15 protein-coding genes and 1 pseudogene are annotated in these 18,966 nt (G+C 49.1%); 10 read left to right on the top strand and 6 right to left on the bottom strand.

From position 1 onward, the window contains the following. Positions 1-9 precede the first annotated feature (9 nt). Positions 10-1,179: a helix-turn-helix domain-containing protein gene (locus ASF12_RS03980; protein WP_056029820.1), complete on the top strand. Its 1,170-nt coding sequence runs from the start codon at positions 10-12 to the stop codon at positions 1,177-1,179. Positions 1,180-1,255: 76 nt separating this feature from the next. On the opposite strand, the pseudogene ASF12_RS03975 reads toward ASF12_RS03980, so the two are convergent. Then, positions 1,256-2,250: pseudogene (locus ASF12_RS03975) on the bottom strand (Rpn family recombination-promoting nuclease/putative transposase). Between the two features lie 432 nt (positions 2,251-2,682). Beyond that, the gene (locus ASF12_RS03970) at positions 2,683-3,588 is read right to left on the bottom strand and encodes an RraA family protein (RefSeq protein ID WP_056029817.1); all 906 of its coding nucleotides are present in this window, start codon (positions 3,586-3,588) and stop codon (positions 2,683-2,685) included. A gap of 261 nt (positions 3,589-3,849) precedes the next feature. Here ASF12_RS03970 and ASF12_RS03965 point away from each other — a divergent pair, with 261 nt between their 5' ends. From ASF12_RS03965 to ASF12_RS03950, 4 genes are all read left to right on the top strand, one after another. Beyond that, complete coding sequence (locus ASF12_RS03965) at positions 3,850-4,752, top strand: carbohydrate ABC transporter permease (RefSeq protein ID WP_056029814.1); 903 nt, start codon at positions 3,850-3,852, stop codon at positions 4,750-4,752. Next, positions 4,749-5,579 carry a carbohydrate ABC transporter permease gene (locus ASF12_RS03960; RefSeq protein WP_056029811.1) on the top strand — a complete coding sequence of 277 codons (831 nt, stop codon included), beginning with the start codon at positions 4,749-4,751 and terminating at the stop codon, positions 5,577-5,579. Before ASF12_RS03965 ends, ASF12_RS03960 begins: the two co-directional genes overlap by 4 nt. Before the next feature lie 61 nt (positions 5,580-5,640). Further along, complete coding sequence (locus ASF12_RS03955) at positions 5,641-6,987, top strand: ABC transporter substrate-binding protein (RefSeq protein ID WP_056029808.1); 1,347 nt, start codon at positions 5,641-5,643, stop codon at positions 6,985-6,987. A gap of 49 nt (positions 6,988-7,036) precedes the next feature. After that, a complete protein-coding gene (locus tag ASF12_RS03950; protein WP_056029805.1) occupies positions 7,037-8,059 on the top strand; it encodes a mannonate dehydratase in 1,023 nt (340 codons plus the stop codon). Between the two features lie 104 nt (positions 8,060-8,163). Here the strand turns inward: ASF12_RS03950 and ASF12_RS03945 are convergent, their stop codons facing one another. After that, complete coding sequence (locus tag ASF12_RS03945) at positions 8,164-9,039, bottom strand: aldose epimerase family protein (RefSeq protein WP_056029802.1); 876 nt, start codon at positions 9,037-9,039, stop codon at positions 8,164-8,166. Between the two features lie 216 nt (positions 9,040-9,255). On the opposite strand from ASF12_RS03945, the gene ASF12_RS03940 reads away from it, so the two are divergent. Beyond that, complete coding sequence (locus ASF12_RS03940) at positions 9,256-10,371, top strand: phosphodiester glycosidase family protein (protein ID WP_056029799.1); 1,116 nt, start codon at positions 9,256-9,258, stop codon at positions 10,369-10,371. A 144-nt stretch (positions 10,372-10,515) separates the two neighbouring features. On the opposite strand, the gene ASF12_RS03935 is transcribed toward ASF12_RS03940, so the two are convergent. From ASF12_RS03935 to ASF12_RS03925, 3 genes are read right to left on the bottom strand one after another with little or no spacing between them, the layout of a single operon-like run. Continuing rightward, the gene (locus tag ASF12_RS03935) at positions 10,516-11,904 is read right to left on the bottom strand and encodes a mandelate racemase/muconate lactonizing enzyme family protein (protein ID WP_056029796.1); all 1,389 of its coding nucleotides are present in this window, start codon (positions 11,902-11,904) and stop codon (positions 10,516-10,518) included. A 45-nt stretch (positions 11,905-11,949) separates the two neighbouring features. Then, the gene (locus ASF12_RS03930) at positions 11,950-12,765 is read right to left on the bottom strand and encodes an SDR family NAD(P)-dependent oxidoreductase (RefSeq protein WP_056029793.1); all 816 of its coding nucleotides are present in this window, start codon (positions 12,763-12,765) and stop codon (positions 11,950-11,952) included. A gap of 2 nt (positions 12,766-12,767) precedes the next feature. Beyond that, a complete protein-coding gene (locus tag ASF12_RS03925) occupies positions 12,768-13,586 on the bottom strand; it encodes an SDR family NAD(P)-dependent oxidoreductase (RefSeq protein ID WP_235533037.1) in 819 nt (272 codons plus the stop codon). A 353-nt stretch (positions 13,587-13,939) separates the two neighbouring features. Between ASF12_RS03925 and ASF12_RS03920 the strand changes: the two genes are divergently transcribed. The 4 genes from ASF12_RS03920 (at position 13,940) to ASF12_RS03905 (ending at position 18,658) form a co-directional block, all read left to right on the top strand. After that, positions 13,940-14,911, top strand: coding sequence for an AI-2E family transporter (locus tag ASF12_RS03920; protein ID WP_235533036.1), 972 nt, complete (start codon positions 13,940-13,942; stop codon positions 14,909-14,911). Between the two features lie 164 nt (positions 14,912-15,075). Then, positions 15,076-16,110, top strand: coding sequence for an ABC transporter substrate-binding protein (locus ASF12_RS03915; protein WP_056029787.1), 1,035 nt, complete (start codon positions 15,076-15,078; stop codon positions 16,108-16,110). Between the two features lie 136 nt (positions 16,111-16,246). After that, entirely contained in the window at positions 16,247-17,869 is a 1,623-nt protein-coding gene (locus tag ASF12_RS03910; protein ID WP_056029784.1) for a helix-turn-helix domain-containing protein, read from the top strand. A gap of 135 nt (positions 17,870-18,004) precedes the next feature. After that, positions 18,005-18,658: a stalk domain-containing protein gene (locus ASF12_RS03905; RefSeq protein ID WP_056029782.1), complete on the top strand. Its 654-nt coding sequence runs from the start codon at positions 18,005-18,007 to the stop codon at positions 18,656-18,658. Positions 18,659-18,966: the final 308 nt, after the last annotated feature.

Here is an 18,966-nt window from a genome sequence, read left to right as displayed (position 1 = left end):
AAATGGAGCATGCTGAAAGAAGAGAAATGGCTGAAAGACGATTATATGCTGACTTGGATGAGGGATCGTTTGCTGCAGGAGCTAATGTCGGAAAGAGGCGGCGGCCGAGCGAATATGAAGGAACAATTGGCGAAGCTGAATGTAAACCCTTATTTTACGTATCCGGCTGTAGCCTTGCTTGCGCCAGCGGCTTATTTTCATCATGAACATGATCGGGTCGGTTATATGGAGAAAATAAGGGAATATTTGCAGCCGCGCATTCCGGCGGGAAGCGTTCTTTTTTTAGATGAGGAGCATCGGCTCGTGCTGCTCTTTTCCTGGGTGTCGAAGAAGATGCTCGATAATGTGCAGGCGATGCTGGGTGAGCAATTTTCCGATCCGATTACGATTGGCGTAGGGAAGCCCTGTGGCTATTTGCATGAAGTGAAGCATTCTTATGAACAGGCAGGGCAGGCGCTTCAGCATCAATTTTATCAGGGCATTGGCGAAATTATTTATTATAGCGAGCTTCGTGCTTATGTGCCGCTTCAGGACTATCCGGAGCATAAGGAGAAGGAGCTGTACGATGCTTGCCAGGCGGCGACGTCGGAAGGGCAGCTCGAAGAAGCGGTAAAGGTGTTCTATCGCAGTGTGATGCGCGGCGGGCCGATTGCTATTTCACATATGTATGAGCTGACGCTGCGTTTGCTTGTGGGAATGGAACGAAGAGTGCTGGCTGATACGGATGCCGCTGTAGCTAATAAACCTTATGAGATATTATCCATTCTAAAAATGAAAACGCTTCATGAGCTGGTTCGCTGCGTCAGCGAATTTGTTACGAGCTTGTGGAAGGCAGTGTCGCCTTATCAGGGCGAGAGCCATCGCAGCATCATTAAGAAAACGATGTATTATATGGAGCAGGAATGCCAGCATGTTTCGCTGCAAAGCGTGGCGGAGAAGGTGTATATGACGCCGACCTATTTGAGCCTGCTGTTTAAGACGAATACCGGTAAAACATTCATCGAGCATTTGACCGATATCCGCATCGACAAAGCGAAAGCCATGCTCAAGACGACACATTTTAAAAACTACGAGGTGGCGGAAAAGGTAGGCTATCAGGATTCACGCTATTTCAGCCAAATTTTCAAAAAACGGGTTGGCTTGTCTCCCAGCGAGTATCGGGAGTCGGCGGGGCATTAGATTGGAAAGCATAAACGAAGAGGGAGCCCGCGCAGTGGCGGGCTCCCTCTGTGTTATAGACGGTCTGGCAGGCCAGTTATAATGCTTTAACCTCTGCTTCAGACAAGCCGCTTGCTTTGGCAATAAGCGCAATTTCGATGCCTAATGCCAGCATGTTTTTGGCAATTTCAATCGCTTTTTGGCGTTCGCCTTTTTCAATCCCTTTCTCAATCCCTTTCTCAATTCCTTTCTCAATCCCTTGTGCGATCCCTTGTTTTATGCCCTTTTCCGTAGCCCATTCAATCATGGAAGCCTCATCGTGCAAAAACTTCTGCCGCTCCTCATACAAACGGCGAGCTTCCCCATCCTGGCTTAGAAACTCTAACGTATCCATCGCTTTGCCTAGCGTCGGTTCATTCATCTTTAGCACCTCCCAATTTGATTTATCGGCACCTTTCAGAAATAAAAGCCAATTGATTAAGCCGCCATTATGAGGCAGCATTTGGTCGCTTAGCTTGGATAGCTCCATAAAGTGGACTTCAATATCATCGGATAATGTAAGTCCGGTATGGTCTTCCCGCAAATGAAACACATTATGATAACGGTCATTAGCCAGGAAGGAATAATTCAATATATTAATGGTCACACATTTTTTGAAAATATAGAAAAGGATATGATTTTTTCATCCTTTCTCTCTATTTCTCGGAATGAAACGCGCTGTGCCGCCAAAGGATGGCGAAAACCGTTTCACCTTGGTTCTTTATACGTATTTCCTTCCTGCAATTGACTGGAGTACCGTTTGCTCCAATAAAACAGAGTACGTTTCTCTATATCGTATTTGTTGAATAACTGCATTTCAATATTAATCAGCTTACCCTCAGATGTTTTGGCCCAAATGTCAAAAATGGACTGTTTGTCCAACGGAGCATCCTTATCCGTATAGGGGTTTAAAAGTACAATTTCAGTTAGCGGAGGTTCATTTGACTCGGCAAAAGTGCGATTTAAAAAGGCGAGCAAAACATCTTTATTTTCTTCACTGCCAAAAATGCGCTTAAAGACGAAATCATTACGAGGATCAAGCAATTCGTTCATCCCAAATTAGCTCCATTCAACATGATTATACCATGCAAAATAAGAAACCGGAATTTACTAAACGAAAGTTGATCAATTTGTGGAGTGAGGGATTACAGGGAGAGAACATGTTGGCACAAATACAGTTGAAAGCATGGTATGGTTTAATCGAACTAATGGTTATCCAGTGAAAATAGAAAATTGATAAAAATGTAGATAATTGTCAGTATTTGTTTATGACAAAATATTATATTGCATACAAGAGTGAGCGATTTGGCGAAGCGATGTCAAAGGAAGAGGCTATTAAAAAGTACTTCGAATTGAAGGGAGAATTCAAAGATTTATGCATTCTGGTCTACGACAACAATGATAGACTGATTAAACGGATTCCTAAAAAGGGTTAATAAAAAATGCGAAAAGGTCAGGAAAATTTTCCTAACCTCCTTTTGCGTTCTATAGACGCACATCGCTCCGCGGCCCATCATGCTCTCTCTTCTTCGCATCCTCAAGCTCATCGTCCCAGCTCAAATGCCGATATTCCGCTGCGGCTTCATCGTTGTTAAACCAGTCGATGAAGTCCTGCCAAAGGGCTGTATTCCACGCAGCGTCTATTTGCGCCGTTGAATACACCTGCTGCTTAAGGCGAATGAAGCCGAATACGTCGCGCACCTGCGACTTCTCCGCCTGTACAACGGTCAGCTCAGCCAAATGCGGCGGAATAAAAATAACCCCCGCAGGCGTGCCCAGCACGACGTCCCCTGGCATGCATATCGCCTTGCCGATACGTGTTGGCACGTTCATTCCGACCATCGTCACATCGGCAATCGCTGTCGGATCGCTGCCCCGATAATAGACGTTAATGCCGCCGATTTCCTTCACCTGCTGATTATCGCGAATACCGCCCCAGATTACAGCGCCGCCGCGCTTCGTGCGGGTGGCAATCGCCGTAGATAAATTGCCGCCAACGTAAGTGCCGCTATGAATTTTATCGAACATGTCCACGACGACGACATCATCCTCCACGAGCGAATCAATGACCCATTGGTTGAAAAAGCCGTGGCGATCCTCCTGTTCATGCCCGTAATCAAGCAGCGTTTCATGCAGGTCGGGGCGCTTGGGCACCATGACCGCAGTAACCGCACGTCCGACCATCACCTGCTCGGGATGCATGATTTTGAACTCTCCTTCGAATTGAAACGTATAGCCGCGATTCCACAGCGGGCCCCACGCTTCCTCCAGCGTTATTTTTCGCATACGGCGCAATATATCTTCATCTACTTTAGGGCGGCCATTCTCAAAGCGCTCACCCTCCCAAAGCGGGGTCAATTGCCTTATATCTTCCTGATTATCGAACTTCATCTTGCAGCACCTCTTTTCGCTACTGTAATTGGTTCAAGGGTAGAGCTGTTCAAGCTATAGTTTTATTGTTGCAGGTAGCGGCAAATTTGTCGATGCGACGTTTTTAAGGTTTTAAGCAGCGGACTATAAAAAAATCCAACCATATCATAAAATTGTCTCCTTCATTTATGAAAGCGTTTTCGTATAAAGTAAGGCTAGACAAAAAGCAACTGACTCAGGCAAGCATTTGACTCGAATAATCAAAGGGAGGGGAGAAATGGGGTGAAGCGTAAAGATAACCGGATTACCCATTTAGCTGGTTACGTATTTATTTCACCATGGCTGCTAGGATTTTTACTGCTGACGTTGTGGCCGATTGCCCAGTCATTTTATTTATCCTTTACAGAGTATTCGCTGCTCGAAGCGCCGCAGTGGACCGGGATGGACAACTACGTCAACATTTTTACGAATGATTCCACATTCACTACGTCGCTCAAGGTTACGTTCATGTTCGTGCTGTTCTCCGTGCCGCTGAAGCTGTTTTTCTCGCTAATGGTGGCGATGGCGCTGAATAAAAGCTTGCGCGGCATGAATATTTACCGCACTGCGATTTATTTTCCGTCGCTCATCGGCGGCAGCATTGCAGTAGCGGCGCTGTGGCGCAATATGTTCAGCCTGGACGGGTATGTGAATCAGGTGCTTGGCTGGTTTGGCATTCAAGGCGTCGCCTGGATATCCAATCCCGATACGTCGCTGGCTACGCTAATCCTGCTTAATACGTGGCAGTTCGGCTCCACCATGGTTATTTTTCTCGCGGGGCTTAAGCAAATTCCGCAGGAGCTGTACGAATCCGCATCGGTGGACGGAGCGGGCAAGACGCGAAAATTTTTCAGCATTACACTCCCCATGCTCTCTCCCGTTATGTTTTTCAACCTGGTGCTTGGCATTATCGGTTCCTTTCAAACGTTTACGTCCGCCTACATTATTACGAAGGGCGGGCCCATTAACTCAACCTACATGTACGCCATGTTCCTCTATGAAAAAGCGTTTAAGCATTACCAGATGGGCTATGCCTCCGCACTGGCCTGGATCCTGCTCGTCATTGTAGCGCTGCTGACGATCATTAACTTTGCCGCTTCCCGTTATTGGGTATTTTACGAGTCGGATGGAGGGAAAGCGAAATGAGCAGGCTGCGGGCAAAAAGCTTCGATCATGTATTTCTGGCGGTGTTCTCCTTCATTATGATTTACCCCGTCATTTGGTGGGTGGGCGCTTCGCTCAAAAAAACGTCAGAGCTAAGACTGCCGACCATTTGGCCCTCCATTCCGATGTGGGAAAATTACAGCAAGGGCTGGCATTTCTCCGGAGATTATACGTTTGCCCACTTTTTCGGCAATACGCTGCTGATGGAGCTGGGCAATGTAGCAGGCGGCGTCTTGACAGCGGCCATTGTAGCTTATGGCTTCGGCCGCTTGTATTTCGGGCTTAAAGGCTTCTGGTTTTCGATTTTGCTGCTGACGATGATGCTGCCTGGCCAGGTGACGGTCGTTCCGCAGTACATTTTGTTCAACAAGCTGGGGATGGTCGACAGCTATGTTCCGCTTGTGCTGCCGCATTTTTTCGGTGGCGGCGCCTTCTTTATTTTTCTGCTGGTGCAGTTTATTCGCGGCATCCCGCGTGATCTCGATGAGGCGGCCAAAATCGACGGTGCTTCTGTCTACGGCATTTTTCTGCGGATTATTTTTCCGCTCATTAAGCCAGCGCTTGTGACAGTGGGAATATTCACCTTTATTTGGAGCTGGGATGATTTTTTTGCGCAGGTGCTGTATTTAAGCTCGGTTGAGAAGTTTACGGTCGGCCTTGCGCTGCGCATGTTCATTGACCAGTTCGATATTCAGTGGGGGCAGCTGCTTGCGATGTCGTTGCTGTCGATTATGCCTTCCGTTGTCATCTTTTTTCTGGCCCAAAAGCACTTTGTAGAAGGTATTGCTACAACAGGACTCAAAGGGTAACGGCTTTTTATGAAAAGCGCTTCTAGAAAAAGGTATTTCATTTGAAGGGGATGAACGGATAATGGGAAAAAGGTGGCTGAAAAGTAAAGGCTGGGCAATGCTGACGCTCGCTGTAGTGCTTACAATGACCGCATGCAGCAGCAATAGCGGGAGCGGGGGCAATCAGGGTATGGAGCCAAGCTCGGCAACGGAGACGGCGGCGGCTGGGGGAGCAAGCGAGGCAGCGACGACGCTCAGCATTATGTGGTGGGGATCAGACGTCCGTCATGAAGCGACGAAAAAAGCGCTGGACATTTATTCTCAGCAGTTTTCAAATGTGAAATTCAAGCCGGAATTTATGGCCTGGGATGCTTATTGGCAGAAGCTTCCGACACTGGCAGCCTCCAAGTCGATTACCGATGTACTGCAAATGGATGCGGCTTACATTCAGGAATACGTATCCAGAGGCCAGCTGGAGGATTTATCCGACATTGACTTGACCGGCATTGTGGACCCGAATGTGCTGAAAAATTTGCAAATAAACGGCAAGCTGTATGGCATTCCGCTCAGCCAGAACGCGCAGGGCTTCGCTTACAACAAGACAGAGCTGGAGCAGCTCGGCATCCCGCTACCGCATAAAGATTGGACGTATGATGAATTTTTTCAATGGGCGAGAGATGCCCGTGCCAAGCTGCCTGAGGGCAAATATCCGATTGGTGATACATCGACATGGGATGGCTTCAACTATTACCAGACGGCGATGGGCAAACCGCCTATTATGTCGGACGGAGGCAAGACGTTCACGCTCGATAAGGAGCTGTTCATGAAGTTTTATGGCATTTATGATGATTTCCGCAAAAATAAAATCGTTCCACTAGCCGAGCTAGCCGCATCTTTCTTGGAAAATGACCCGCAAGCTGACCCTATGGCTTCCGGTGTGGTGATGACCCGAGGTGCGACGACCGGCTCCGTAAGCGCACTGGAGCAGCTGATGCCAGGCAAGCTGGGCGTTGTCAATTTGCAGACGGGACCGGCTGGCGGCGGCTGGGCGCAGTCGACGATTTTCCTCAGCGTAAGCGCCAATTCGAAAAACAAAGAGGAAGCGAAGAAGTTTGTGAAATGGTTTATAACGGATCAAGAGGCGGGCAAGGCACTTGGCTTGACGCGCGGCTTGCCCATTAATCCGGAAATATTCAAGCAGCTTGAGCCGACGCTTGAAGCCAAGGATTTGCTAGGCAAGGAGATTTACGATATGTCGGTGGATAAGGCACTGCCGTTTTATTCGCCGGCTGCCGGATTTTCAGAATGGGTGGATACGTACAAAAAAGAAATGGATGCCGTCTCCTTCGGCCAGCAATCGATTGAAGACGCATTCAATAAAATCGACAAGCTGGGCAAGGAACTAGCCGCCAAAGCGGGGAAATCTTAATTCAAGCAATCGTTGCATCGCTTGTAATACGAAATAGGAGGAATTAGTAATGCAGCTGGCAGAATTTTTCTCGTCGCGGCCTGACCGTCTATGGCAGCTCGCGAAGCAAATGGATATCAATTATGCGGTGAGCGGTCTGGCATGGGACGAAAAAAGCGAAAAACCTTGGGAGCTTATGCCTCTTATTCGCATGAAGCAGCGTTTTGCGGACAGCGGCATTGAACTGGCCGTTATTGAATCAATGCCGCCAAGCAATGAGATTAAGCTTGGAACCGCAGGGCGCGATGCGGAAATTGAAACCTTTCAGCAGTTTATTGTCAATATGGGAAGGGCCGGTATTCCTGTGCTTTGCTACAATTTTATGGCTCAGTTCAATTGGTTCCGCACCTCCACGACGACACGTACACGGGGAGGTGCGCTCGTCTCCAGCTACGATCACAGCTTAATGCGGGATGCCCCGCTTACCGAAGCAGGCATCGTATCCGAGCAGCAGCTGTGGGAAAATCTGCATTATTTTATGGAGCAGATTGTGCCTGTGGCGGAGGAAGCGAAGGTGAAGCTGGCGCTGCATCCCGATGATCCGCCGATTACGCCGATTCGCGGCGTATCGCGTATACTGCGCAGTGCAGATGCTTTGCAGCGCGCCATTGATCTTGTGCCAAGCGCTTATAATGGCATTACGCTATGCCAAGGCACGCTGGCGACGGCGGGGGAGCATATCCCCAGCGTCATTCGCCATTTTGCCGGGCAGGATAAAATGTTTTTTGTTCATTTTAGAGATGTGCGCGGCACAGCGGAGAAATTTGAGGAAACGTTCCACGATGATGGCATTACCGACATGCTGGAGGCGATGTACACCTACTATGATGTCGGCTTCACTGGGCCGGCAAGGCCCGATCATGTGCCGACGATGGAAGGCGAAACGAATGATAATCCCGGCTATGAGCTGCTGGGACGTTTGTTCGGGGTAGGCTACATTAAAGGGTTGATGGAGGCAGCGTCCAGACGGCAAGAGGAAAGCGCGCAAACTAGCACAAATGCAGCAGCAGCACTAAAAATAGCGGTAGAATAAGATATAGCTTTAGGCAAAATAAAGGTACTGCTCACGGCTGGCATGTTGACATGCTGGCCACGAGCAGTACCTTTTTTATTGCTATTAAATGACTTGCAGCTAAATTAAGCCTTCAGTTCAATCGTGAAGCTGGCTTCCAAAGCTTGGCCCGGCTGCACCATGACAAGTCCTTTTTTGTGGTTCAACGCTTCATTCGGGGCAGTCCATGGCTCGACGCATATAAAAGGCTTGCCTTCTACCGACCAAATGACGGTTGTTCCGAATACTTCGCTGTAGCTCAACTTAATTTGCTGATCTCCAAACGGAAAGGAAATTTCTGGTGTAGTGGCATCCAGCAAAGCGACCGATTCAACGAGACCGTTCAAATCCAGCGGGCCAGCAAACGGCTTGACCTGATTGTCGTTGTAATCCAGCGCTTGCAGCGCGTTAGAGCGGTAAGTCAGATTTTTTTCGGCAATTGCAAAATAAGGATGGAAGCCGGCATGTACAGGCATGCTGGTCTCGGACAAATTACTGTATGCTTGCTCAATGGACAGCTTGCCGTCCTTCAAGCGATAAGTGAATGTCAGCTTGAAGTTGAAGGGATAGGCCGCCTGCGTCTGTGCGCTGCTTTCCAGAGAAAGCGTAAGCGAGGCTCCGTTGTCGGTAGATTGCCCTTCAACGTCCCATGATGCTTGGCGGGCTACGCCATGATTACGCATATTATATCTTACGCCATCCCATTCATAGGCACCATTTTGCAATTGGCCGCAAATCGGAAACAAGACGGGAATGCCGCCGCGAATATTGGCATCTGGATCAATAAAGGTATCGCGATCAAGGTACAGCAGCTCTTGGCCTTGCAGCTGGCAGCCGATTACGATGCCGCCGCGCTCAGGGCAGATAAGGACGCGGGAATGAGTCGCATCTTCTTTAAGCTCATAGATCTGATACGTATCTGTAAAGCTGGTTACTTCATAGCCTGCTTGGTTTGCAGTCATTTCTCTACCTCCAATAGGTGCACTCCTGTTTTTGTAATGCCTTTAACACTTCCCGTCCATTATAACAATTTCAGCGGCAATAAAGGAATGATTTGTGTAAAGCAGCACGCTTGCAACAACTTGCCTCCTACACCCGTCTGTTCATTGATCAAATTTATGGATTAGGGAGTGGGCACCATTTCAAATTTACCGCATGCACCACATTCTGCCCCGTCGATGGGAAGCCGTACTTCTGCAAGGAAGAACAGTTCTCCTGTGAGCAAACGCAAACGCAAGAAGCCTGGCTTTTGGCGGGTAGTGGCAGCGTTATTCGCTGCCATCCTGATATCATCCCTGCTTTTCCTGAGCTGGTTTTTCTTTACCGCTTCAGGAACGAGCTTTCGCTATAAGCTGGCGGATGCGTTAATTACAACCCAGCACCGCTTTCTGGCAAAATATTTAATCGGCGAGCAGGGACTTGCCGATCGTGTAGCCGATTATGCCAAGCAGTTTCAGGAGATGGGCGAGGAGCTGGACACCCATCAAATTACGCTGCCGACTGGTGCAGGCGACCATGCTGCAGAGTCACTGACCAGCGTAGAGGAAGTCGATGGCAAAGGTTATCACGGTTTTCTCATGACGGTGAAGGACCCGACGAAAATCCGGCTCGTCGTACCGGAGAAAGCGGGCCGAGGCGAGAAGGTAGGAAGCATGGTCAAGCGGACAGGTGCCATTGCTGGCGTCAATGCCGGAGGGTTTGCCGATCCAGAGTGGCAGGGCAATGGCTTTCAACCGATTGGGCTTGTCATTACGCAGGGGGAAATTTATTATAACGGCCTTGGCAAGGATGCAAGCGCGCAAATTGTCGGGCTGGACAAGCAAGGTAAAATGCTGGCAGGCCGCTATTCGATCAAGGAGCTTATGAAGCTGGGCATATCTGAGGCGGTCAGCTTCGAGCCGCGAATGATTGTGAACGGCAAAGGCTTGATCAAAAATCACGCCGATGGCTGGGGCGTCGCGCCACGGACGGTGATGGGGCAGAAGGAGGACGGCTCGATTTTGTTCCTCGTCATTGATGGCAGGCAGATCGGCTACAGCATTGGCGCCGATCTGTATGACTGCCAGCAAATTATGCTGGAGCATGGCGCAGTCATTGCAGCCAATCTGGATGGCGGCTCCTCTTCCGTGCTGATTAAGGAGGGTGGCGACCTCATTAATAAGCCCTCCTCTAAAAGCGAAGGCGGGCGATATCTGCCAACCGCGTTTCTCGTATTTGACGATCCTTCTGCGGTGAACGTACCGAACGTATGGGCAGGGCTTAACCCCGGGGACATTGATCCTTCCAAGTGGTAAAAGTCTAAAATAAACAGCAAAAAAGCAAAAACAAACAAGCTGCTTCACAAATCCCCTTAGGCCTCAGGGCATGTGAAGCAGCTTGCTACATATGAACACTTATCTATTTTTAGAATGGTATTGTATTCTTATACTTCCCTTTGACTAACTCCACAAACGGTCATTAGAAAGCAGCTTGTTCCACGAGTCAGTGGACTCCCAGATGCCAGGAACATCGGGATGCAGATGCTCGGCAAGCACCTCGTCATTCAAATCATCAATGCCTAGTCCAGGCGCATCGCTGACAGTTATGAAGCCATTCTGCACCAGCTTGTTTGGCAGCTTGCTGCTAATCATAATATCATCCCACCAAGGCACCTCGCAGGAATGGTATTCGAGGGCGAGGAAATTTTCCGTTGCTGCTGCGACGTGAGCCGCCGCGAGGCAGGCAATCGGGCTTTCTGCCATATGGATGGCCATTGCTGCGCCGTAGTCCTGCGCCATATCGCCGATTTTTTTCGTCTCTAAAATTCCTCCGGTCGTGAGCACATCCGGATGAATGACGGAAACGCCGCCCGCTTCCAGCAATGGCTTGAAGTTTTCCTTCAAATAGATGTCCTCGCCCGTACAGATCGGAGTTGCGACTGCTCGTGCAAGCTTAGCATATTGCTCGGTATACTGCCACGGCAGCATATCCTCCATCCAAGCGAGGTTAAACTTCTCGACGCGGCGGCCAAGCTTGATGCAGCTTTCCAGCCCGATATGTCCAAAGTGGTCAATGGCGAGCGGTACCTGATAGCCGATGACGGAACGGACGTCTGCCACATATTGCTCAAGCAGATCGAGCCCTTTTTCAGTCACTTGAATGGCGGTAAACGGGTGAGCAATATTATAAATATCATAATGGCGGTTCGTTATTTCGCGGAGCTGATCATCTGTCATGCCGTCAAAATTTTGATTGTAGCGGTTGCGTGATTTTTCCCGCATTTCCTCAAGAAAGCCAAGGGGGGCGCTTAGGGTGCCCGGTTCATGGATGATCTGGCCAATGCCGAGATCCATTTTTAGAAAAGTAAAGCCTTCGTCCATGCGTTTCTTGAGCGCCTCGCCCATAGCCTTGCCCGTGTCTTTGCCTACAACTTCCGTATCGCAGTACATGCGAATGCGGTCGCGAAAGCGTCCGCCCAACATTTGATAGACAGGAACGCCATACGCTTTTCCAGCCAAATCCCATAGCGCAATTTCAATACCGCTTACACCGCCGCCTTGACGGGCATGGCCGCCGAACTGCTTGATGCGGCGGAACAACTTATCAACATGGCAGGGATTTTCGCCCAGCAGCCGTGCCTTCAGCATTTGTGCATACACTTTATCGGCTCCGTCACGCACTTCGCCAAATCCGACCAGCCCCTGATTCGTATATACTTTAATGAGGCTGCTATGGAAAGGGCCTCCTACAATGTCAGTGAACCGGATATCAGTAATGCGCAGCTCTGTCGGACTCGAGCTTGTTCGCACATGGGCTAGCGTTTCCTCGTACGTTTCTTTATTCATCATAACCGTCACTCCTCTATTATCGTTATAATTTGGCTTACTCGGCTGCTACAACAGCATGCTGCCCCCGTCCAAACGGATGGCGGAGCCGGTCATGAATTCGCTTTCTTCGGATGCGATAAAGCAGACGAGCCGGGCGACATCAAGCGGCTTGCCGACACGTCCGAGCGGAAACTTTTTGCGGATATCCCGCTTTGGGCGTACGGGCTTTACTGCGTCAGGGTTTGAGACAGCCGGGCCAATGGGCCGAGAATCCCTTGCAGACTGTACGCCAACGTCAATTTGCCCAGGCTCTATGGTATTGACGGTGATGCCATACTTAGCCAGCTCGATTGCAGCTTCCCGCCCGAGCATGCGAATGCCGCCCTTGGTCATGGAATAAACAGCGTCAAAATCAGTTGGCCGCTTGCTGTGAACCGAGGAGATGAGAATGATACGGCCCCCGGCAGGATTGTTTTTCATAAAAGGAATAACGGCTTGCATACACTGCCAATAACCCTTCAAATTAATGTTCATCATGCGGTCAAAGGACGTTTCGTCATGGTCAAATAGCCCATAATTAAGCTGCAACGCAGCATTGTTGACTAATATATCGATTGTTCCGTCACCCTCCGCTGCAGGAAAGGCATGTGCGGCTTGCTTCATTAATCGTTCAATTTCCGCTTTGCTGGCAACATCGGCTTGCACTAGCACGGCCTCGCCGCCGGCTGCCTGAATTTGCGCTAGCGTTTCTTTCGCTCCGGCATCGCTGCGATTATAATGAATGACGACCTTTGCGCCACATTGTGCGAGCTGAATGGCGACACCTTGGCCGATGCCTGTTCCTGCGCCTGTTACGAGAGCTACCTTGCCTGTCAGGTCCATGCTCATCCTCCTTGATCGCTCAGCTCTGGGGGACGCTTCATATTGAAATCCATATAATGCTGCAAAAATCCGCCATCTAGCCGAATGTCTGCGCCATTGATATATCGCGCCTCACCAGAGGATAAGAATAGGGCAAGCTGCGCCAAATCATCATAGCTGCCGAGTACTGCATTTGGCACTTTGTAAGCGTAATCCTCATACAGCGTGGATAGCTCGCTCGCGAACCGCTTATCATCGCCTTCTATTGGGCCCAGCTCAATCGTATTGACAGTTATGCCGCTGCGTCCGAGTACGAGAGCTGCTTCTTTCGCCAGCATGCTGACTGCGCCTTTGGACGCGCTGTAGGCGAAGGAGGAGCCGGTCGGCTTCTGCGCATGAATCGAGGAGACGTAGATGATCGACCCTGACCCGGCATCAGCCATATGCTGGCCGACTATCTTCGTGCATATAAAAGCGGATTTAGCGTTCGTATGCAGCAGATCTCGAAACAAATCCTCCTCGCCATATTCAATAGAGATCGGTTTCATGAGATCATTATTATGAATGAGCACATCTACATTTGCTCGGCCAAGTTTGGTCGCTGCTTGCTCCAGCATCGCTTGCAGCCCACTGCTGCTGCAAAGATCCGCATTGCTCACGAAGACCTGGAGTCCTAAGGCGCTAGCTCGCTTGAGCTCCTCGTTAATCTGGGCGCCGCCCGACATGCTATTTAAAATAAAATGCGCGCCCTGCTCGGCAAAAAGGCGGAAAAGCGCTCTTCCAGAGCCGCTGTCCGCATCGGTAATAAAGACGACTTTATCTTTTAGCATCATCGTAGTCATAGATCCCCTCCAACGAACGGATTGCTTATAATCAGCTAATGTTCAATCCTCCTTTATCTTAAAGGTTTGACCCAGCTAGTTGCGATGCCGTAAATTTATGATTTTGTTTGATTTTTATATGAAGGATAAAAGCGCGGTGACTGCTTGTGTCTCGCTTAGGTATCAGGTACTATTAGTGATGAACATATTGCTTTAATCGGCAGCCTTCTACAAAAAAAGTGAAACATGTACAGGCTTGCGCCGTATAAGGTGAAAGGGTTCAAAGAGACGAGACTAGATAAAAATGAGGGAAGTCTATGGAAGCGTTGCGCACATTTTTTGCCCACCCAGTTGTAAGGAGAATATTGTTTATTATGTTGGTTGTACTGTTGTTCTACAGCCTTCACAATATGCTCAATTTACTGCTGCTCCTCTTTCTTGTAACGTTCGTTATGGGACGGCTTGAAGGATTTATTACGAAAAAGCTCAGCAAGCTGTTTCCGATATCGCCAATTTTGGTGACGGTTGTGTTATACGTATTGCTTGTGACCGGATTAGTATTCGGGATATCTAATTATTTGCCTAAAATGATCAATCAAGTTGTGGATATGATTAATAATATTACGAGGTTTTTAGACACCTCTCAAGACAACCAGATTGTCGGAGTACTGGTCGATGCTTTAGAGAAGGTGGACTACCAGAAGTATTTGGGCAGTGCCGTTGATTATATTATGAAGCTGGGAAAATGGCTGGAAATTATTTTGTTCGTAATTTTGCTCAGCTTTTTCTACCTTTTGCAAAAAAACAAGGTCGATCAGTTTACCGAGAAATTCCGCTATAGCAAAATTTCCTGGGCATACCGGGAGTTTCATTATTTCGGCAGCAAATTTGCTTCCTCCTTCGGCAAGGTGATAGAGGTACAACTGCTGATAGCCCTGTTTAATACAGCGCTGACGATGATTGGGCTCTGGATACTCGGTTTCCCCTATTTGATCGCGCTGACGATTATGGTATTCCTGCTCAGTCTGATTCCGGTGGCAGGCGTTATCATTTCGTTCATCCCGATTGGTATTATCGGCTACCAGATTGGCGGGCTGCCGATGGTGCTGTGGGCGATCGGCATTATTTTGTTCATTCACGCGGTGGAGACGTATTTCCTGAATCCAAGGCTGTATGCGCACAAAACAAAGCTTCCGATGTTCTACACATTTATCATCCTCATCTTCTCCCAGCATTATATGGGCATATGGGGACTCATCATCGGTATTCCCATCTTCATGTTCCTCATGGATGTGCTGGATGTAGAGAAGCCGGAAAAGGCAGAGCTTGACAAAAAACCACTGTAACCCAGTGGTTTTTTTTATTGTTGGCAGCCGTTTAATTCAGGTTGGGCCTCCGCAAAATTCGTCTATGCAAAACTGTGAAAAAGTCCATTGAAGGAAGCAAAAGGGCAGAGTAGAATAAAGAAGCTATCATTGAGAATTATTATCATATAAAAGGGAGAGGTCTTATGTTTGTTTCGTTGTTTTCTGCTTCAAAACGATTGATTTTTGTGAGCGCGGCAGCTTTGCTCATGCTGCTGCTTGCAGCCTGCGGCTCGAATGCAGGCCATTCAGCGGAGGGTGCGGGCTCGACGCCTGCCGCAGCAGCAACTGAGTCTGCATCTGCACAGCCAGCAGCGACGGAAGAGCAGGCTGCAGCCCGCATTTATAAGGATGTAATGGGCAGAGAGGTAGAGCTGCCAAGCAATCCGCAGCGAATTGTTGCGCATTATTATGCTTCCGAGATGATGGCGCTTGGTTTTCCAATGGTAGGTACGAACTTCCTGAATGCCAAAGCGGTTCTTGGTGAGGAGAAGCTGCAAGGTATCGCAGACGTTAGCGGTGAGGGCGTATCGACGAATTTGGAGAAGGTGCTGGCGCTGGAGCCTGATCTTATTATCGTGCCAAATTTCCTGGATGCGGCGGAGTTCGAGGAATTGTCCAAAATCGCCCCAACGGTGGTCATTGATTACAGCGGCGACATTTTTAGCCGTCTGCGCTCCTTGAGCGAAATTGTCGGCAAGCCGGAGCAAGCTGAAGATTGGATTAAAAAATATGAGGCGAAAAGCGAAGAGAAGCGTGAGCTGCTGAAGCCAGTTGTTGCAGCGGGTGGAACAGCTTCCGCGTTCGTCGTGCATGTAGACGGCAAGCTGTACATTTATGGGCCGCAGCGTTTGGGGCCAACGATGTATGATGCACTCGGATTTAAAGCGCCGGACAAAGTAGGCGAGCTGTTCAAGGACGGCAAGGACTTGTGGAAGGAAATATCGCTAGAGGCGCTGCCGGATTTTGCTGGCGACCATATATTCCTGATTTTGCAGGATGACAACGAGGATGCCAAGAAGGGCACGGAAGAAATAATTAACGGCGCTGTGTGGAAAAACATCCCTGCGGTGAAAAATGGCCATGCCTACATCGTGGGCAAACGCTGGTCGTTCAACGATCCGCTTACACTTGATTGGCTGCTGGATGAAATGACGAATGAGCTGCTAGCGAAGCAATAAGCTGCTAAGAGCAAGCCATATACGAGTATAATCGTAATAATATGAAGCCTTAGCTATGAGCCGTTTACGCCTCTCCCGGAATCTTTTATAATGGGAGCATATATTGATAACGGTTATCACTAGCGGGAGGTAAAGGATGGCATATCAGCATGATGGACAAGCGGCTGCGCTTCCTCCAGCACTTTTGTTCTCGGGGCTGGAGTATCGGCTCTATGACTGCCGGAAAGATGAAGAGCAGGGTAAAGGGCGGGCCTTCGTCTGGCTGACCGCCTATACGTTGCTGGCCGTCACGCAGGGGCAGGGCACCATTACGATTAACGGGGTGAGCCATCCCGCTGCATACGGCAAATGCTTTTTGCTGGCGCCCAACACAGCGATCGGCGTCGAAAGCGAAGCTTTTCAGCCGATTCGATTATACGAGCTCTCTTTCGAGATCGGTGCACAGGATGAGGAGCTGCTTGCGGATGGCGGCGAAATGGTTTTTGAACCATTTGCATTATTGGAAGATATGCTGCTGTCGCTTCGCGGCAAGCCGCCCCTTGGAAAGCTGGAGGCGCTCCAGCGCCATATTCAGTTTCAGCAGCTCATGCTGGAAGTACTGAAGCGCCAGCACAAAGAAGAGGACGAGCCGGATGCCAGAGGGGCAGTGGAGCGGACGATTTCTTTTATGCAGCATTCGTACAAAGAGGAAATTTCGATTGGGCGTCTGGCACAGGAAGTGAATATGAGCCGCTGGCAATATGGGGAAAAGTTCAAAGCATTAACGGGCAGCACGCCAACTGCTTATTTGACTGCACTGCGGATCGAGCGGGCAAAGCAGCTGCTGCTCAGCCAAACGGCCCGCGTTCGCGAAATTGCCGGGCGGGTCGGCTTCGGGGATGAATATTATTTCAGCCGGCGCTTCAAGCAGACGACCGGACTTACACCGACGCAATATATGCAGGAATTCGGTCGCGCTCCGCGTATATTTTCGATTCAATACATTGGCGAGCTGCTGGCGCTTGGCATTCGCCCGATAGCGGTGAACAGCGCGATGTTTCCTGTATTTGAGGAGGAGGCGCTGCGCGGCGTTCATGGCATTGAGGAGCCGATTGATGCGGAGCAAATTATGCGGCTCAATCCCGATTTAATTTTGTACCCCAGCTTTATAAAGGCAGCGCTCATCGATCAATTGGTGAAAATTGCTCCTATGGCGCATGTGAGCTGGAACGATGATGTGTATGGACGGCTGCGTGCGATGGGCGAGCTGCTGGGCAGACAAAAGGAGGCGGAGGAGTGGATCGCGGGCTATATGGAAAAGGCGGCGCTGGCGCGCGAGCGGCTAGGCTGTTGTATCCGTCCGAGCGAGACGGCTTCGGCGTTCGTTTATGTGGATCAGACGCTGTATATGTATGGGACGCATCATTTTGGGCATACGCTCTATGAGGGGATCGGCTTTAAGCTGCCTGAGCGTTTGAAAGCATTGACGGAGCGGAACAAGCAGCTGAAATGGATGCCGATACGGCTTGAGGAGCTGCCGGTTTACGCGGGTGACCGGGTGTTTTTTTCGCTTGCCCCTACCGGGGTGGATGAACAGCAAGGACGGGCGATTTTGAATCATCCGATATGGAACAGTTTGCCCGCCGTCCGCAGCGGCAGCGCCTATATCGTCGACCCAATATGGGGGAATTACAATCCGATTACGCTAGATAAGCATTTGGAGGAAGTCGTAAGGCTGCTTGAAGAAACGCGCATGTACAGCCCTGCTGCTGGTTCCTGAGTCGCAGGCTTCAAGATAGCTGCTGAAGCGCGGCAAGGAAATTAGAACTATTTTTGCAGAAAATGGTTTTAGGAGCATCCAGAGGAGGTAAGGATTGGGGGGAATATTATTTTCAATAGACAGGGGTAGATAGATGTGAAAAGCAAAAAAATGGTCATTTCCGCAGCGGTGTTCGGCATGGTGCTTACCGGCTCGGCAGGCGTATATGCAGGAAGCAACTTGGAGCAAATTAAAGCATATTTGAATAATGGCTTAAAAATCGAGCTTAATGGCAGCGCGTACACGCTAGTTGATGGCAATGGCGCCAAGCAGGCTCCAATTACTTATAAAGGGTCGACCTACTTGCCGGTGCGTTCGATTGCAGATGCTTTGAATGTGTCCGTTACTTACGATGCAGGAAGCAGTAAGGTAACCATCGGCAGCAGCTCCTCCACCGGAGGCGGCGGAACCGATAGCAATGTGTACACAGGCCAGCGTCCGAAATATTTGCCAGCAGATTTCCCGATTCCGAAAGATGCGAAAATAAAAGAGACGGTGGAAAACAATCGCGACAACAAAAAATCGGTGTACTTCGTCTATGAGACGAAAAATGGATTAGACTCGCTTGGCGTATCCTACAAAGCTTATTTTCAAACGAAAGAGCTGACGGATACGTCAGAGGATGTAAGCAGCAATTCATTAACGATGGTAGGCAAAAAGGGTGATGATTTAGCTGTAACGATTACGGGTGCTCCAGACCGGGACAAAGATGGCTATTACGAAATTACAGTGGTATGGTCAGGCAAGTGATATAGTCGTTGAAGCAAGCTGTTATACTCGGTTTGAGGGCAAGCGGACACAGGGATTTCCTGTCGTTCGCTTGTTTTCGTTTTAACTGTTGTATAAATTTTTACATAAGATAAATAACAATTTAGCAAAATCTATTACTATTCGTATTGAATAGGTCGATAGTATTAGTAGTATCTGTTGAATAATGTATTGAACTAGTTTGAGGGGAAACTTTCGACAGATCATATAGAGAGATATAGAGTAGAAAAGCGAGGGAGTGGTTAATGTTTAGAATTTTCTGATAAACAAACCGGTATAAGGCTAAAGTG

Source organism: Paenibacillus sp. Leaf72 (assembly GCF_001422685.1).
Taxonomy (GTDB): Bacteria; Bacillota; Bacilli; order Paenibacillales; family Paenibacillaceae; genus Pristimantibacillus.
The sequence above is the reverse complement of the archived record's forward strand: the minus strand, read 5'-3'. Positions and strand labels throughout refer to the sequence as shown.

Bases quoted from the DNA above. Each gene is read 5' to 3' on its own strand.
- ASF12_RS03980 (WP_056029820.1), top strand. From the start codon at position 10: ATGCTGAAAGAAGAGAAATGGCTGAAAGACGATTATATGCTGACTTGG.
- ASF12_RS03970 (WP_056029817.1), bottom strand. From the start codon at position 3,588: ATGAAGTTCGATAATCAGGAAGATATAAGGCAATTGACCCCGCTTTGG.
- ASF12_RS03960 (WP_056029811.1), top strand. From the start codon at position 4,749: ATGAGCAGGCTGCGGGCAAAAAGCTTCGATCATGTATTTCTGGCGGTG.
- ASF12_RS03955 (WP_056029808.1), top strand. From the start codon at position 5,641: ATGGGAAAAAGGTGGCTGAAAAGTAAAGGCTGGGCAATGCTGACGCTC.
- ASF12_RS03950 (WP_056029805.1), top strand. From the start codon at position 7,037: ATGCAGCTGGCAGAATTTTTCTCGTCGCGGCCTGACCGTCTATGGCAG.
- ASF12_RS03945 (WP_056029802.1), bottom strand. From the start codon at position 9,039: ATGACTGCAAACCAAGCAGGCTATGAAGTAACCAGCTTTACAGATACG.
- ASF12_RS03940 (WP_056029799.1), top strand. From the start codon at position 9,256: ATGGGAAGCCGTACTTCTGCAAGGAAGAACAGTTCTCCTGTGAGCAAA.
- ASF12_RS03935 (WP_056029796.1), bottom strand. From the start codon at position 11,904: ATGATGAATAAAGAAACGTACGAGGAAACGCTAGCCCATGTGCGAACA.
- ASF12_RS03930 (WP_056029793.1), bottom strand. From the start codon at position 12,765: ATGGACCTGACAGGCAAGGTAGCTCTCGTAACAGGCGCAGGAACAGGC.
- ASF12_RS03925 (WP_235533037.1), bottom strand. From the start codon at position 13,586: ATGACTACGATGATGCTAAAAGATAAAGTCGTCTTTATTACCGATGCG.
- ASF12_RS03920 (WP_235533036.1), top strand. From the start codon at position 13,940: ATGTTGGTTGTACTGTTGTTCTACAGCCTTCACAATATGCTCAATTTA.
- ASF12_RS03915 (WP_056029787.1), top strand. From the start codon at position 15,076: ATGTTTGTTTCGTTGTTTTCTGCTTCAAAACGATTGATTTTTGTGAGC.
- ASF12_RS03910 (WP_056029784.1), top strand. From the start codon at position 16,247: ATGGCATATCAGCATGATGGACAAGCGGCTGCGCTTCCTCCAGCACTT.